The organism is Photorhabdus hindustanensis (assembly GCF_002968995.1).
In the GTDB taxonomy this organism is placed as follows: Bacteria; Pseudomonadota; Gammaproteobacteria; order Enterobacterales; family Enterobacteriaceae; genus Photorhabdus; species Photorhabdus akhurstii.
In genome coordinates, this window is the sequence record NZ_PUWT01000049.1 from 71848 (window position 1) to 90042 (window position 18195).

Genomic DNA, 18195 nt, shown 5'->3' on the forward strand with positions numbered 1-18195 from the left:
TTATGTTAGTGTGATCGGCCACCGGGAACATATTTTAACCATATAATAATCTACTGTCCTCCGACCACTTGAATAAAGTACATAAGAAAACCACTTTAGCGACAAATCATGTCACTGAACGTCACTGTACATTTACCGAGTGTATTTCAACCAATCAGAGGCAATTAACTATGAATAAACCCGTATCCATCGGTTTATTACAACAACCCAAGCCGTTCTTTATGATTTTCTTCGTCGAGCTTTGGGAACGATTCGGCTACTACGGCGTACAAGGGGTTCTCACTGTCTATTTTGTACAAAAATTGGGATTTTCCCAAGAACAAGCGTTTATTACCTTCGGTGCGTTCGCCGCATTGGTTTTTGGTTTGATCTCTATTGGCGGCTATGTAGGCGACCACTTACTGGGAACTAAACGAACCATTGTGTTGGGTGCCATTGTGCTGGCAATCGGCTACTTTATGACTGGCCTTTCTATCCTGCACCCTAATTTAATTTTCTACGCATTGGGAACGATCGCCGTTGGTAACGGCCTGTTCAAAGCCAATCCAGCCAGCCTGCTGTCTAAATGCTATCCCCCCAAAGATCCTCGTCTGGATGGGGCTTTTACGCTATTTTACATGTCAATCAACCTCGGCTCGCTGTTCTCACTCGCTCTCGCTCCCGTTATTGCGGAAAAATTTAGCTACGCCGTTACCTACAATATCTGTGGTATTGGTCTGATTATCGCGTTGTTGGTCTATATTTTCTGTCGCAATACCGTGCGTAATATTGGTTCCGAACCCGACCATCAACGAATCAACTACACAAACCTATTTCTAGTCGTGACAGGAAGTGTTGTGATGGTTTACGTCTGTGCATGGCTGATGCACAACGTGAAAATAGCCAATATTATGCTGATTACTCTATCTGTCATCGTAGTGTTTATCTTTTTCCGGGAAGCACTCAAACAGGATAAAATTAGCCGTAACAAAATGTTTGTTGCTTTCATTTTGATGCTTCAAGCTATTGTGTTCTTCATCCTATATGCTCAGATGCCGACTTCTCTCAACTTCTTCGCCATCCACAACGTTCACCATCAGTTGCTTGGTTTTAATATCAACCCGGTCAGTTTCCAGGCCCTTAACCCATTCTGGATCGTTGTCGCCAGCCCGATACTCGCCGCGCTATACACTCACTGGGGCGCTAAAGGTAAGGACCTGACGATGCCAGCCAAATTTGCGGTTGGTATGTTCCTATGCTCTTTAGGTTTCCTGACCGCCGCCGCTGCCGGTTTGTGGTTTGCAGATGAACAAGGTTTAACTTCCGCCTGGTTTATTGTTCTGGTTTACCTCTTTCAAGGCGTCGGTGAATTGATGATCAGTGCGTTGGGCCTGGCAATGATTGCGGCTCTCGTTCCTCAGTACCTGATGGGTTTTATTCTGGGGATGTGGTATTTAACTCAAGCGACTTCCTCCTTACTTGGCGGCTATGTCGCAGCCCTTACCGCCGCACCGAAAGGTATTACGGACCCATTGCAAACATTGCCAGTCTATACCAGCGTATTCGGCAAAATTGGTATTGCCACCTTTATCGTCGCAATCATTATGGCGGCCACCGTGCCGTTGCTGAACCGTATGATGCAGGAAAAATAAAAAATATGATTTGATCTAAAATAAAAAACCTCGCCAAAGGAGGAAATACCGCTCGTTTAAACACTTTTATTCGAGCGGAGTATACTTTTATTTCTCCGTAATTGTTTAATATTCTGACGGAGGAAATTACCGAAGAAAATGCCAAGGATCTTTACAAGAAAAACTTTAGTAATATCGAACCTGCTTCATTGGCAATGCCAGCATATCTTATAAGTTATTATAATTTAAGCAAGGGAAAACCCGTACCGACTGGTTTTATGGCTTTTTTTCCTCATTAAAAGGGCAAGAAACAGTAAATGAATGAAAAAGAGGCGCAGGAAGAAAAGGATGCACTGGAGTGCCGGTTTTTCAGTGAAACTCTCTCAGACCTACTTACTTTTCATCTTCGAAACTAGTCATGTGGAATCCCTCACTGACATTTTTGTCATAAGCAAGGAATTCCATCGGTCAGAATATAGTGCATCTAGAATTTAGTCGCTTTGAACATGACAAAAGGTGGGTAACATCGTAGATCTTCATTATCCTTTAAAGCATCCGCGTCACTGTGTTCAAAAAGCTCAATAGTTTTGAACCCGGCCTCGCTCAAGATTTTGTAATATGTATCTTTATGCCAATGCGTATCTGAAATCTTAAAAATAGTTCCATTTGGCAGATCTAAATACACTGGTTTAATTTCTCCATCATTGTATTTTTTATTTAGATCACCGCTCATAAAAGAACTGAATTTAATCCCAGCAGAATCTGGATTATTATCCAATACGTAAAAAATGCCGCCAGGTTTTAATGTCCTATGAATTTCCTTAGCGATTTTTAAAAGATCAGACTTTTTACCAGTACTGATGAACACATAACAGCATATAGCTGCGTCGAAAGTATTATCATTGAAGTCAAGGACATCGGTTTTGATTTGATGATAAGAACTATTGCCACGATTGATGTTGCTGGAAGCTTTGTCCACCATAGTTTGTGAGATATCTACTCCCGTTACCGTCTTTATGCCTCCAGCAATTAGCCGACGTGACACTTTCCCATCACCACAACCGTAATCAAGAACCGATATGTTTTGCCCCAAGCTCTCCTTAAGGTTCTCAATTAACGGCGTGTACCCAAGTCTCTCTTCCAAATAATCATCATATTGTTCGAATAAGTTTGAAACCTCTTCATTCATCCAGTCAGTATTCATTTGTCATCTCATATTCATGTATGTTTAGTAATAACCAAAAAAGGACTATACCCGTTATCTTTCAAGTTGCCTCTTTGTTGGCTGCATTCACTCGCTCCAGTCATATTGCAATCAATTCTAAAGATACAAGGGCTTACGGCGATTTTTGCTAAGAAAAAACATAACTGAGTTAAATAAACAGGTCTAACAGGACCTAAAATAATAAATTGATTTTTGCAATATTGCTTTTTCTTTAAATTGATCACACTCCTCCAAAATACCATTATGAAAAAAATTCAACATCAACATGACACAAATACAACCATGTGTATATAATTATTATCTATATGTTGAGTCCAGTCACAACATTCCTTTTTTTTTACAGGAAATTTTTTTGTATATACTTGAATCCCGCATTTTCAAATTAATGGAGTATATTATCATTCTAAAAATAATTTTAAAAAATAATAACCACACTCATTGAAAATCACTACTTTATACAGACTAATATATAGTCTAAATAATTACTGAAATAATAACAAAAAAGAAAAAATATTCACTGAATGCCATATGACAATTACCTAAAAACAGCCCAAAATGAGGCCAGAAAACAGTCGAAATAATGTTTTTTATAATTATTCTCTTCGCTCATCACAAAATATTAATCACTTTACTTTCCATAAAACACCATTCAAAACAATAGCAATTATTTCATAAACTTATCATTAATCAAATTAACTATTATTTATATGATTATAAATTTTGTTATTGCATTGCCGCAGGCATTTAGAGAAACAATAGATAATAACGTAATGAAATAGTTAATGACCGAATGATACCGTTTTATCTACCCGTTACTTTCAGCCTATTTCAACCCGTTATCAGACGCCATATTTGCTGCCTTATTTTAATGAATATCAATAACTTTTTTATTGTATCCATGACACGCAGGGCAGCATAACTACCTTATTTATTTAACATTTAAAAGGAATAAACATGAGCACAATCACACCAGAACGCCCTGAAATGACACAACCGGAACAAAAAGCTAACCGACTGCATGAAGCAAGTATTCTCAAACGTGCTAATCCCCAATTACAAAATGCGGTACATCTTGCCATTACAGAACCTCATGCTGATCAGCAAGGTTATAACAGTAAATTTGGTGGCCGCGCCAGCCAGTATGTCGCCCCCGGCGCAGTTGCTTCCATGTTCTCTCCTGCGGCATATCTGACTGAGCTTTATCGGCAAGCACGGGATTTACATGCAGAAAACTCCATTTATCATCTGGATAAACGCCGCCCTGATTTAAAATCACTGACACTCAGCCAGCAAAATATGGATGATGAAGTTTCTACACTTTCTCTATCTAATAAAGTGTTGCTGGAAGGGATTAAGGCGCAGGCCGGGCTGGAAGGCCACACTAATGTGATGAAAGCGCTATCAATCTTTCGCTCTTCTGGCTCTCTGCCATATCACGATGCTTACGAAAGTGTACGTAAGGTTATTCAATTACAAGCTCCGATATTTGAGCAATTCAATACCTCCCCAGAAACAACAATCGCTAAACTGAAATATCAAACGGCCCTGTTGGGAATTAATATTTTTATCTCTCCAGAACTATTTAATATCCTAACGGAGAAGGTCACAGATGACGAAGAGGAAATTAAAAGGCTTTATAAAAAAAACTTTGACGATATTCAGCCTTCTTTAATAGCAACGCTAGAATATCTAAAAAGTTATTACAATCTAACTGATGAAGAAGTTAACCAGTGTATTGACCAACAAAATATTATACGAATACATGAGGAAATGAATTCCGAATATGGTAGCCAACAACCGGCTCAATATTATTTACTCAGACTCAATAAGATTATTCTTCTGTCACGGGCCACAGACATGGCACCAGCAATCCTTAAAGATATTGCCTTTAGCAGTACTTATCAGAAAATATCTCAACCTGTAGAAATCACCCTAGAATATGACCCCACCATATACGACGAATTGAGTGATATCCCCGATATCAACACAGAGATATTAGAAAGAATCTTTCGCGTTAAATACTATATGCAGCGTTACAATATTAACGCTGAAACTGCATTGATACTATGCAATGCGCCAATTTCACACAATTACTATCGCCACAGCCCTGATCAATTTAGTCGTTTATTTAATACCCCACCATTGAATGATCGGGATTTCCATATTTGGGATGATGAAGAGATTGATTTAAGCCCAAATAATGCCGATAGCTGGCAAAAAGAAGTGCTTAAACGGGCTTTTAATGTCGATGATATTTCACTTTATCAATTACTAAAGATGACCCATCTTGACAATAACAATGGAAAAATAATCAATAATTTAACCAATATTTCTTATCTCTATTTGGCCAAATTACTCGCAGATATCCATCAACTAACTGTTAATGAGCTGAGTTTACTGTTGGTTAACATAGGTGAAGAATCAACCAGTTTATTTGAGATTAGTGATGATAACCTGGCTGCTCTGATTGACAAACTCTATGCCGTTACCAGTTGGCTACGTACACAGAAGTGGAGTATGTACCTGTTGTTTATGATGACCACCAACGACTATAACCAAACCCTGACGCCGGAAATCCAGAACCTGCTAGATGCTGTCTACAATGGTTTGCAAAACTTTAGCAGCGAAAACGAGGCAAATCTTCTGTCGAAGATCTCGCCTTACATCGCCGCCGCTCTGCAATTGCCGTCTGAAAATACCGCTTATTATATACTCAACTGGGCAGATCAGCTAAAACCTGGCTCTGGTGCAATGACAGCAACAAAATTCTGGGAATGGTTGCAAGCTTCACATAATCCAGAGCAATCAACCGCTATAACAGAAGAACAAGCAGTCCAATATTGCCAATGCCTGGCACAACTGGCACTGATTTATCGTTCCACTGGCCTTAGCGAAAGTACCTTACGTCTGTTTGTCACAAAACCACAACACTTTGGTCTTACCGCAGGATCAGCATCAACACACAATGCATTATCACTGATCAAGCTGACACGTTTTACTGACTGGGTTAACTCTCTAGGTGAAAAAGCCTCTTCTGTACTGACCGAATTTGAAAAGGGAACATTAGAGGCAAAACAGTTGGCTGACGCCATGAATCTTGATGAGAATCTGCTGTCGCAAGCCAGCACTCAAGCACAAGTTAATTTCTCCAACTGGGCATCTATCGACACTATCCTGCAATGGGTTCATATCGCGCATCAACTAAGCATCTCTCCACAAGACGTTTCCACACTGACACAAGTATTGACCACAGAACCTCCCCCAGACTATAGCCAATGGGAAAACGTAGCGGCAGTATTAACCGCCGGGCTGGACACCCCAAAAACCGATATCCTACACACTTTTCTGGATGAATCTCGCAGCGCCGCGTTAAGCGCGTACTATATAGCCAACAAAGATAAAGATGCAGAAATTAAAAACCGTGATGACCTGTACCAATACTTATTGATTGATAACCAAGTTTCCGCCGCCATCAAAACTACCTCGATTGCGGAAGCTATTGCCAGTATCCAACTGTATATTAACCGGGCACTGAAAAACATGGAGGGAAATGCAGTTTCGCCGGTCGTCAGCCGACCATTCTTTACCGATTGGGATAAATACAATAAACGCTACAGCACCTGGGCCGGCATAACTAAGCTCGTTTACTACCCTGAGAATTACATCGATCCGACAATACGCATCGGGCGAACAAAAATGATGGATATGTTGTTGCAATCCATCAGCCAGAGCCAATTGAATACCGATACAGTAGAAAACGCCTTTATGTCTTATCTGACGTCGTTTGAACAGGTGGCTAATCTGGAAATCATCAGTGCTTACCATGACAACACCAATAGTAATCAAGGATTAACCTACTTTATCGGGCACAGTAAAACAGAAGTGAATCAATATTATTGGCGTAGCGTGGATCACAATAAATTCAGCGACGGTAAGTTTCCTGCTAACGCCTGGAGTGAATGGCATAAAATTGACTGTCCAATGAATCCCTATAAAAGCACTATTCGCCCGGTAATCTTCCAATCCCGCCTGTATCTGATCTGGCTGGAGCAAAAGAAAATTGCTCAACAGGCAGATAATAATCAAACCGTCAAAGATTATCATTATGAGTTAAAACTAGCACATATCCGTTATGACAGTACCTGGAATACACCAATAACCCTTGATGTCAGTGACAAAGTATCTGATGTTTTAATACCTGAGTCATTAAAGAAGCAATGGGGAAAATTTAAGGAAATATTGCAACAATCAGAGCAGAATCTGGCACAACTGGAGCAGAAACCAGAGCAGGAGAAACTGGAGCCAGCAATAACAGAACTAAAGGAAATAATAGAGGACCAAAGGAAATCGAAAATACAGATGCAACAGAAGATAGAGGAGCTAATGACGCAACCACCAAGGTTCTATTGTGCAAATTATCAAGGCGAAGATAAATTACTGATCATATTTTATAGCAAACAAGATAAAACAAATGAATATGAAAGAAAAATAAATAGAGATAGTAGCAGAAGAAACAGAAAAATTAATAAAAAAAATATGATGCAGAAGGCATATTAATAGCAAAAATAGAAGAAGCAAGAATAGAAATAGAAGAAAAACCGGAAGTATTAATGCAAGGACTGCGTATCCCCTCAAACATGTTATTTGAAGATTTCAATCCTGGCGATGACATAATTCATATTCGTAACCAGTTTGATACCAGTACTGAGACCAATCGCAGCATAAGGGTTAATAATCAGTATAGGATCGCCTCATCAGAGACAACTAATGACGATAATATTCTGGTCATTCACCATGATACAAATGGGGCGCAATATATGCAGTGGGGAGCCTATCGTATCCGCCTTAATACGCTGTTCGCCCGTAAATTAATTAATCGCGCCACGGCCGGAATCGATACTATTTTAAGTATAGAAACGCAGAAATTGCCAGAACCTCAGTTAGGGAAAGGATTTTTTACTTATCTTACTCTTCCTAAATATGATCAAAATGTACATGGCAGAGAACGTTGGTTTAAAATTCATATAAGAAATGACAACAAACTGATGAACTTATATCACAAAGGAATATTAACTGATACCGAAACTAACGTCACTCTTTTCATCCCTTGGGCTAATACACAAGAACGCGTCGAAATAGCAGTAGAATATCAGAATAAGTTTTATCAGGATCAACAAAACTGGGAAACAGCCTTATTCAAGTTTAATTTGGCTAACCAAAAATTTATATTGGTTAATAATGCTGATAATAAGAAAGTCGTGATAAATGATATTGAGACAATCGTTAAGAAATATAAGGGTTTTCTTGATATTTCCATTTTTATCGATCAGCACATGGAACCAATGGATTTCAGCGGTGCTAACAGCCTCTATTTTTGGGAACTATTCTACTATGCCCCGATGCTGATTGCTCAACGTTTACTACACGAGCAAAACTTCGATGAAGCCAACCGTTGGCTGAAATATGTCTGGAACCCATCCGGTTATATTGAACATGGTCAGATTCAGCACTACCGCTGGAATGTCCGCCCATTATTGGAAGATACCAGTTGGAACGATGATCCACTGAATTCGGTCGATCCCGATGCCATAGCACAATATGATCCAATGCACTACAAAGTCGCTACTTTTATGCGCACCCTCGATCTGTTACTGGCCCGTGGAGATTATGCCTATCGTCAGTTAGAACGGGACACACTCAACGAAGCTAAGATGTGGTATATGCAAGCACTGCATCTATTAGGTGATAAACCTCATTTACCGTTCAGTTTAGAGTGGAGTAAGCCAAGTTTAGGTGATGCCGCCAGAACGGAAAAACAAGAAGAGCACGCCCAAGCAATGGCCGCCCTGCGACAAGGTGATATTAGTCGGCACAACCACCCGACAGATCTTTTCTTGCCACAGGTCAATGAAGTGATGCAAAACTACTGGCAGAAACTGGAGCAACGGCTGTATAACCTGCGCCATAACCTCTCTATCGACGGACAGCCCTTGCATCTGTCTATTTACGCCACACCGGCAGATCCAAAAGCATTACTCAGTGCTGCTGTTGCTAGCTCACAAGGTGGAAGCAAGTTACCAACGTCATTCATGTCACTGTGGCGTTTCCCACACATGCTGGAAAATGCACGCGGTATAGTAAGCCAGCTAACACAGTTCGGTTCCACGCTACAAAATATTATCGAACGTCAGGATGCGGAAGCCTTAAACACGCTATTGCAGAATCAAGCGGCAGAATTGATATTGACCAATCTCAGCATACAGGACAAAACCCTAGAAGAGCTGGATGCGGAAAAAATCGTACTGGAGAAATCCAAAGCTGGAGCGCAATCACGCTTTAACAGCTACAAAAAGCTATACGATGAAAATATCAATGCGGGTGAAAACCGGGTGATAGCCTTGCATGCCTCCATTGCTGGCCTCAGCACTGCCCTGCAAGCATCGCGTCTGGCAGGCGCTGCCCTTGATCTGGCGCCCAACATTTTCGGCTTCGCTGATGGCGGCAGCCGTTGGGGGGCAATTGCCGAAGCGACAGGTAATGTCATGGAATTTTCTGCGAGTGTTATGAACACCGAAGCGGATAAAATCAGCCAGTCTGAAGCCTATCGCCGTCGCCGTCAGGAGTGGAAAATCCAACGTAACAATGCCGAAGCAGAGATAAAACAGATCGATGCCCAACTTCAATCGCTGGCAGTACGCCGTGAAGCTGCGGTGTTGCAGAAAACCAGCCTAAAAACCCAACAGGAACAGACTCAGGCGCAATTGACTTTCCTGCAACGTAAATTCAGTAATCAAACGTTGTACCACTGGTTACGTGGTCGGCTAGCTGCTATTTACTTCCAATTTTACGATTTGGCTGTAGCTCGTTGTCTGATGGCTGAAATGGCTTATCGTTGGGAAACTCATGACACCGCGGCAAGCTTTATCAAACCCGGCGCCTGGCAGGGGACGCACGCTGGTCTGCTCGCCGGTGAAACCTTGATGCTGAATCTGGCGCAAATGGAGGATGCCTATTTGAAATGGGATCAACGCGCTCTGGAAGTGGAACGTACTATTTCACTGGCACAACTCTATGGAACACTACCAGAAAAATCATTTAATTTGGCAACACATATTTCTGCTCTGCTAGCAGGTAGTACAACTGAACCCGTTGAGGAGCATCCCGTTACATTAGAAAAAGGCCAACTTAGCGCCAAAATCTCTCTGTCAGGTCTGTCACTACATAATGACTACCCAGAAGGCAATGGCGTAGGCAACATTCGACGTATTAAACAGATCAGTGTCACCCTGCCAGCCCTGTTAGGGCCATACCAAGATGTACAAGCCATTTTGGCCTATAGTGGAAATGAAACCGGATTAGCTGAGAGCTGTAAATCACTGGCAATTTCTCATGGGGTTAATGACAGTGGTCAATTCCAGTTGGATTTCAACAATGGTAAATTCCTGCCGTTTGAAGGGATAGCGATTAACGATACCGGCACATTAACACTCAATTTCCCGAATGCGACCAGCAAACAGCAAGCCATGTTACAAGCATTGAGCGATATTATTCTGCATATTCGCTACACCATCCGCCAATAACTATCTCAATCAAATAGTAAAAACAGGCTCCTAAACGGGGCCTGAACCTTTCATGAATATACAAATCTGCCCTCTTAACCTGTCCAGCGCTGGTTATAACAGAGATATTTCCTTTTCTCGTGCGTCCGATTGCCTACTATAAAATATCAACCCTCTTCTTTTTCATAGTATGCCATATGTAACAAAGACAATTATTTCATTTGGTTATTGTCAATCAATTATATTACTTGTGATGTAATTATAATTTTTGTTATTGCATCACAACAGCCATTTAAATAAATAATAACGTTACGAAATAGTTGATAGTTAAATGGTGTTTTTCATTTGACTGTTATTTTCAACCTAATTTCAAACCGCTATCAGACGTTACCTGTGTTGTCTTTGTTTTGATAGAGATAAATAACCTTATTTATCTCCACAATACTCAGGCCAGCGTAAATGTTTTATTGACTCAACAGTTAAAAGGAATAAGCATGAACACACTCAAGCCCGAATATCAACAAGCGTTAGGTGCAAGTTTTAATAATCTAACCGATATTTGCCATCTCTCTTTTGACGAACTTCGCAAAAAAGTGAAGGATAAACTCTCATGGTCACAGACCCAGAGCTTATATCTTGAAGCACAGCAGGTGCAAAAGGATAACCTTCTGCATGAAGCCCGTATTCTGAAACGTGCCAATCCTCAATTGCAAAGTGCGGTCCATCTTGCCCTGACAACACCTCATACTGACCAACAAGGTTATAATAGCCGATTTGGCAATCGCGCTAGTCAATATGCAGCCCCTGACGCGATTTCTTCCATGTTTTCTCCCGCGGCTTATCTGGCTGAACTTTATCGTCAGGCACGAAATTTACATGCCGAAGATTCTATTTATCATCTGGATAAACGCCGTCCAGATCTAAAATCATTGGTACTCAGCCAGAAAAATATGAATACGGAGATTTCCACACTTTCTCTGTCTAATAACATATTGCTGAACAACATTAAGACTCAGCCTCAATTAGGCCAAAATACTGACGTAATGGCAATACTACCAACTTTCCACCATTCTAGTTCGATGCCATATAACGATGCCTATGAACGTGTGCGTAAGGTTATTCAGTTACAAGCCCCAGTATTTGAGCAATCAAGTATATTCCCAGGAACAACCGTTGCTAAAATAAAGTATCAAACATCTCTCTTGGATATTAATGCTTCTGTCTCACCTGATTTATTTAATATTCTGACAAACACAACTACAGAAGACAACGTTCAAAACCTTTATCTGCTGAGCTTTGGTGATATTAAGCCCTCTTTAATGATCAGACCGGAAAAGTTGAAAAACTATTATCATTTGACGGATCAAGAAGCCAACCAATTTATTAAGAAGGAAGAAATCGCACGAGTACATCAACTGATGGACAGTGAAGAAAGTGAAGAATCAGCTAAATACTATCTGCTAAGACTCAACAAAATTATTCGTCTCTCCCGGATAACAAAACTTCCCCTTACCATTCTTCGAAGCATTATTCTTAGTAGTACCAATAAATATCAACCGGGAGGATCTAAAGATGATGAAATATATGACATCATAGAAGCTCCGGCCCTTCCACAATACAATGAATTTCGTGACAAACCGGATATTAATACAGAAGTATTAAAGAAAGCATTCCGTGTTAAATACTATATGCAACGTTACGGTATTGATGCCGGTACTACATTGAAATTGTGCAAAATATCAATTTTAGAAGATGATAATATTACCCTTTCTCCTTCTCCTGATCTAACCAAATTACTGGCAGATACCCATCAATTAACTATTAATGAGTTGGGTTTACTACTGGTTGCCATAGGCAAAGGAACAATAACCGATTTACCTGAGATCAATGAAACTGACCTAATCACGCTAATTGATGAACTCTATGCCGTTACCAATTGGCTGCGTACACGAAAATGGAGTGTATATCAGCTATTTATGATGACCACCACCAACTATGACAAAACCCTGACACCAGAAATCCAAAACTTACTGGATACTATATATAACGGTCTGCAAGATTTTGACAAGAAAATACTAAAAGCCAAAGAGGAGCTAAAAAAAGCGGAAGAAAACCAGCCAAAATCGGAAGAAAATTTAAACAAAGCCAAAAAGAATCTGCAAGAGGTTGAGGAGAATCTGAAAAAAAACACTATCTCATTATATCTCCGCAGCTCTGCAATTACCGTCTGAGAATGTTGCTCTCTCCGTGCTGAACTGGGCAGATAAACTAAACTCTGGCAAAGCAGACAAAATGACAGCAGACACACTCTGGGACTGGTTGCGGAAAAATCCCTTTGGAACTCAATCATCGGAACCAACAGGAACAACTGCATCAGATAACTCAATCCAACAAGCTGTCCAGTATTGCCAGTGTCTAGCACAACTAGCACTGATTTACCGTTCTACTGGCCTTAGCGAAAGCACCTTGCGTCTGTTTGTGACAAAGCCGCAACACTTTGTTATTAAAACCAAAGCAACTGAAACAACCGGGACAATACCGGCACATGACGTATCAACACTCATGTCACTAATGCGTTTTGCTGACTGGATTAACTCACTAGATAAAAATGCCCCTTCTGTACTGACCGAACTTGAAAAAGGAACATTAACAGCAGAACTATTGGCTAACGCCATGAGTCTTGATAAAAATCTACTAGAACAAGCCAAGACCCAGGCAAAAACTGGTTTATCCAACTGGTCATCTATCGACAGCCTATTGCAATGGATTAACATCTCGCGTCAATTGAACATCTCTCCACAAGGCGTTTCTGAACTGGCGAAAATATTAGACATAGAATCTTCTGCTAATTATGCCCAATGGGAAAATGTCGCTTCAATATTAACCGCCGGACTAGATACCCAAAAAGCCAATGCCCTGTATGCGTCTTTGGATGAGTCTCGCAGCGACGCGTTAAGTACATACTATATTTATTCTCATAACCAAAAAGATCGAGAAGAAAGAAAACATACGGTAATTAAAGACCGTGATGATCTATATCAATACCTATTAATCGATAACCAAGTTTCCTCAGCCATCAAAACCACGGAGATTGCGGAAGCTATCGCCAGTATCCAACTGTATATTAACCGCGCGTTGAAAAATATGGAGGGAGATACCGACACAAGTGTCACTAGCCGTTCATTCTTCACTAACTGGGATAAATACAACAAACGCTACAGCACCTGGGCTGGTATTACTAAGCTCCTTTACTACCCTGAAAACTACATCGATCCAACACTGCGGATCGGCCAGACAAAAATGATAGATGCGCTACTGCAATCTATCAGCCAAAGTCAATTGAATACCGATACCGTAGAAGATGCTTTTAAATCTTATCTGACATCATTCGAACAAGTGGCTAATCTGGAAGTAGTCAGCGCCTATCATGACAACATTAATAATGACCAAGGATTAACTTACTTTATCGGGCACAGCAAAACAGAAGTGAATCAATATTATTGGCGCAGTGTGGATCACAATAAATTCAGCGAAGGTAAATTCCCCGCTAATGCCTGGAGCGAGTGGCACAAAATTGACTGCCCAATTAATCCCTACGAAGATACTATCCGCCCGGTAGTCTACCAATCCCGCCTGTATATTATCTGGCTGGAACAGAAGAAGGTAACTAATCGAGCAGAAGGAGAAGCTGTCAAACAAGGAAGCAAAACGACCACAAGCTATCATTATGAACTGAAATTGGCACATATTCGTTATGACGGCACCTGGAATACACCAATTACCTTTGATGTAGATGAAAAAATATCTGGTCTAAATTTAGAACTGAATAAAGCGTTAGGGCTCTATTGTGCAAGTTATCAAGGCAAAGATAAATTGCTGGTTATGTTTTATAAAAAACAGGAGCAATTAAATAATTACACAGAAAAAACAGGAAACACATACACAGCACCAATAAAAGGGCTATATATCACTTCCAATATGTCTCCTGAGGAAATGACACCCGAAAGTTACAGACTTAATGCTCATAAACAGTTTGATACCAACAATGTCATAAGAGTCAATAACCGCTATGCAGAAAGCTACGAAATCCCTTCATCAGTAAACAGTAATAATGGTTATGATTGGGGAGAGGGCTACCTGAGTATGGTATACGGTGGGAATATTCTGATTACCCGCCCCGAACCAAAAGGCTCAAAAATCCAAATCTCACCAAAGTTAAGAATTATTCACAATGGATATGAAGGTCGACAACGTAATCAGTGCAATCTGATAAAGAAATACGGCAAGCTAGGTGATAAATTTATTATTTATACTACGCTAGGTATTAACCAAAATAATTTATCAAATAAAAAATTTATCTACCCTGTTTATCAATATGAAGGAAATGAAAGTAAGCTTAGTCAAGGAAGACTTCTGTTTTATCGGGATAGTGCCACTAACTTTACAAGAGCCTGGTTCCCTAACCCTGATCCACAACAGGCGAAAGAAATACCTAAAAACAAAGATGATCTTAATATCAGTGGTAACGATGGCTACATCATCAATTCACTTGAAAACGAAGAGCTATTTACAAGATATTTCTATATGGATGACCACGGTGGTATTGACACTGACGTTTCTGGACCGATATTTATTAATACAAAAATTGAGTATTCAAACGTTAAAATCACAGTGAAAACAGTGAAGGAGAATGGAGAATTAGACAGTAAACTATATACAGCGAACGACAAAGTTTCAGTTAAACCGACACCAAACTTTGAAGAAATGTGTTATCAGTTTAATAATCTCGACCAAATAGATGTCTCCACTCTAGTATTTAAAAATAATGAAGCAAGTATTGATATCACCTTTACAGCATCTGCTGACGCATTTGAAAGTGGTAAAGAACAACGTAATCTAGGTGAAGAACATTTCAGTATTCGTATTATCAAAAAAGCGAATATTAATGATGTCCTGACCCTTCACCACGATCCAAGTGGGGCACAATATATGCAATGGGGAGCCTATCGTACTCGCCTTAATACCCTGTTTGCCCGTAAATTAATTAGTCAAGCCAACGCTGGGATTAATACTATTCTAAGTATGGAAACTCAGAACATTCAGGAGCCGCAATTAGGATACGGATTTTATATCGCAATAACCGTACCCAAATACAATGCAGATAAACATGGAACAAATCGCAAGGCAGACCTTGTACTGAACATAGGAAGTGAGGAACCAGGGGATCATACTTTTTGGAGCGGTACACTGACTGATACCAAACAACAAGTGACTTTGTTTGTCCCAATTTCCCAGTTAACAATAGAACCTTATGATCCGTTTATGTCTCTTCGTAATCTGACAGGTAAATTAGGTATCTACCTGAAATGTCAAAAAGGCCGACTGAAATCCGGAATATTGGACGAGAACAAGTCTTCGCTGGCTATGACCACATTTACAAAAGAGTCCAGTTGGGATACAGAGCGAGATCTTAATGTTGTTATCACATCGGACAACACAGAACCAATGGACTTCAACGGCGCCAACAGCCTCTATTTCTGGGAACTGTTCTACTATACCCCGATGTTGATCGCTCAACGTTTACTTCACGAGCAAAACTTCGATGAGGCTAACCGTTGGCTGAAATATGTCTGGAATCCATCTGGACATATTGTCAATGGTCAAATGCAGCATTACCGCTGGAATGTTCGCCCATTACAAGAAGACACCAGTTGGAACGATGATCCGTTGGATACATTTGATCCCGATGCCATAGCTCAACATGATCCAATGCACTACAAAGTCGCTACTTTTATGCGCACCCTTGATCTATTGATCAAACAGGGAGATTACGCCTACCGCCAATTGGAACGGGACACACTCGCCGAAGCCAAAATGTGGTATATGCAGGCACTGCATCTATTAGGCGATAAACCTCATTTATTACTCAGTTCAACATGGAGTGATCCAGAGCTAAAAGAGGCCGCAGATCTTGAAAAACAACAGGCACATGCCAAAGCAATAGCAGATTTACGACAAGGCCAGCCTAAAGATGGAAGCAACACAGATCTTTTCCTGCCACAGGTCAATGAAGTAATGTTGAGCTATTGGCAGAAACTGGAACAACGGCTGTATAACCTGCGCCATAACCTCTCTATTGATGGTCAACCTTTACATTTGCCTATTTTTGCGACACCGGCAGATCCAAAAGCGCTGCTCAGCGCCGCCGTCGCCAGTTCACAAGGTGGAAGCAATCTTCCGTCAGAGTTTATATCAGTTTGGCGTTTCCCACATATGCTGGAAAACGCCCGCAGTATGGTCAGCCAGCTAACCCAATTCGGTTCCACGTTACAAAATATTATCGAACGTCAGGATGCGGAAGCATTAAACACGCTGTTGCAGAATCAAGCGGCGGAACTGATATTAACCAATCTCAGCATACAGGACAAAACCATTGAAGAGCTGGATGCTGAAAAAACTGTACTAGAAAAAACCCGCGCCGGAGCTAAATCGCGTTTTGATAGCTACAGCAAATTCTACGATGAAGACATCAACGCGGGTGAAAAACAGGCAATGGCGTTGCGAGCCTCCGTCGCAGGCATCTCTACTGCACTTCAAGCATCACATCTGGCAGGCGCAGCACTTGATTTGGCTCCCAACATCTTCGGCTTCGCTGATGGCGGTAGCCATTGGGGGGCAATCGCCCAAGCCACAGGCAATGTCATGGAATTCTCCGCCAGTGTCATGAGCACCGAAGCGGATAAAATCAGCCAGTCTGAAGCCTACCGTCGGCGTCGACAGGAGTGGAAAATCCAGCGTAACAACGCTGATGCAGAGTTGAAACAAATCGATGCTCAACTTCAATCATTAGTCGTACGCCGTGAAGCCGCCGTGTTGCAGAAAACCAGCCTGAAAACCCAACAAGAGCAGACGCACGCACAACTGACTTTCCTGCAACATAAGTTCAGCAATCAGGCATTATACAACTGGCTGCGTGGTCGGCTGTCCGCCATTTACTTCCAGTTCTATGATTTAACAGTAGCTCGCTGTTTGATGGCTGAAATGGCCTATCGTTGGGAGACTAACGATGCCGCAGCACGCTTTATCAAGCCCGGTGCCTGGCAGGGAACCCATGCCGGTCTGCTGGCGGGAGAAACCTTAATGCTGAATCTGGCACAAATGGAAGATGCCCACCTGAAACAGGAGCAACGCGTACTGGAGGTAGAACGTACCGTTTCACTAGCAGAAGTTTATAAAGAGAAAGGCCAATTTTCTCTGACCGAGAAAATTGCAGAACTGGTGAATAAGAAACCAGACACTACCAGTAGCAGAAATAACACACCGAGCTTTGGTACCGGAAATAACACCCTGAAGTTTGGTACAGGAAATGCTCAAACTTCTCTGCAAGCATCTATTTCGTTAGCTGACTTACAAATTCGTAACGATTACCCAAAAAGCAGTGGAGCCGGTAACGTTCGCCGGATTAAACAGATCAGTGTCACCCTGCCGGCACTGTTAGGACCTTATCAGGATGTGCAAGCGATTCTGTCTTATGGCGGAGATGCCACCGGGTTAGCCAAAGGTTGTAAAGCGCTGGCAGTTTCTCACGGAATGAATGACAGCGGTCAGTTCCAGTTGGATTTCAACGATGGCAAATTCCTGCCGTTTGAAGGAATCGAAATCGATAAAGGTACGCTGACATTAAGCTTCCCGAATGCAACCGAAAAACAAAAAACCATGCTGGAGAGTCTAAGCGACATCATTCTGCATATTCGCTACACCATTCGCCAATAACGATTTCAATTAAGTGCTAAAACAGGCC

Annotated in this window: 4 protein-coding genes and 1 pseudogene; 4 read left to right on the forward strand and 1 reads right to left on the reverse strand. The window is 41.2% G+C overall.

All coding sequences use genetic code 11. From position 1 onward, the window contains the following. Positions 1 to 170 precede the first annotated feature (170 nt). Positions 171 to 1631 carry a dipeptide/tripeptide permease DtpB gene (gene dtpB / locus C6H66_RS17195; RefSeq protein ID WP_105396214.1) on the forward strand — a complete coding sequence of 487 codons (1461 nt, stop codon included), beginning with the start codon at positions 171 to 173 and terminating at the stop codon, positions 1629 to 1631. Positions 1632 to 2094: 463 nt separating this feature from the next. Here the strand turns inward: dtpB and C6H66_RS17200 are convergent, their stop codons facing one another. Continuing rightward, positions 2095 to 2814, reverse strand: coding sequence for a class I SAM-dependent methyltransferase (locus tag C6H66_RS17200; RefSeq protein WP_105396215.1), 720 nt, complete (start codon positions 2812 to 2814; stop codon positions 2095 to 2097). Positions 2815 to 3789: 975 nt separating this feature from the next. On the opposite strand from C6H66_RS17200, the pseudogene C6H66_RS27490 reads away from it, so the two are divergent. The 3 genes and pseudogenes from C6H66_RS27490 (at position 3790) to C6H66_RS17215 (ending at position 18167) form a co-directional block, all read left to right on the forward strand. Next, positions 3790 to 10415 (forward strand): annotated as a pseudogene (locus C6H66_RS27490) (Tc toxin subunit A-related protein). A gap of 473 nt (positions 10416 to 10888) precedes the next feature. Beyond that, positions 10889 to 12625 (forward strand): Tc toxin subunit A, encoded by a 1737-nt coding sequence (locus tag C6H66_RS26900; protein ID WP_248000710.1) that lies wholly within the window; start codon positions 10889 to 10891, stop codon positions 12623 to 12625. A 61-nt stretch (positions 12626 to 12686) separates the two neighbouring features. Continuing rightward, positions 12687 to 18167, forward strand: coding sequence for a Tc toxin subunit A-related protein (locus C6H66_RS17215; RefSeq protein ID WP_248000711.1), 5481 nt, complete (start codon positions 12687 to 12689; stop codon positions 18165 to 18167). Positions 18168 to 18195: the final 28 nt, after the last annotated feature.

Coding starts and splice junctions, on each gene's coding strand:
- dtpB (WP_105396214.1), top strand. CDS start 171: ATGAATAAACCCGTATCCATCGGTTTATTACAACAACCCAAGCCGTTC.
- C6H66_RS17200 (WP_105396215.1), bottom strand. CDS start 2,814: ATGAATACTGACTGGATGAATGAAGAGGTTTCAAACTTATTCGAACAA.
- C6H66_RS26900 (WP_248000710.1), top strand. CDS start 10,889: ATGAACACACTCAAGCCCGAATATCAACAAGCGTTAGGTGCAAGTTTT.
- C6H66_RS17215 (WP_248000711.1), top strand. CDS start 12,687: ATGACAGCAGACACACTCTGGGACTGGTTGCGGAAAAATCCCTTTGGA.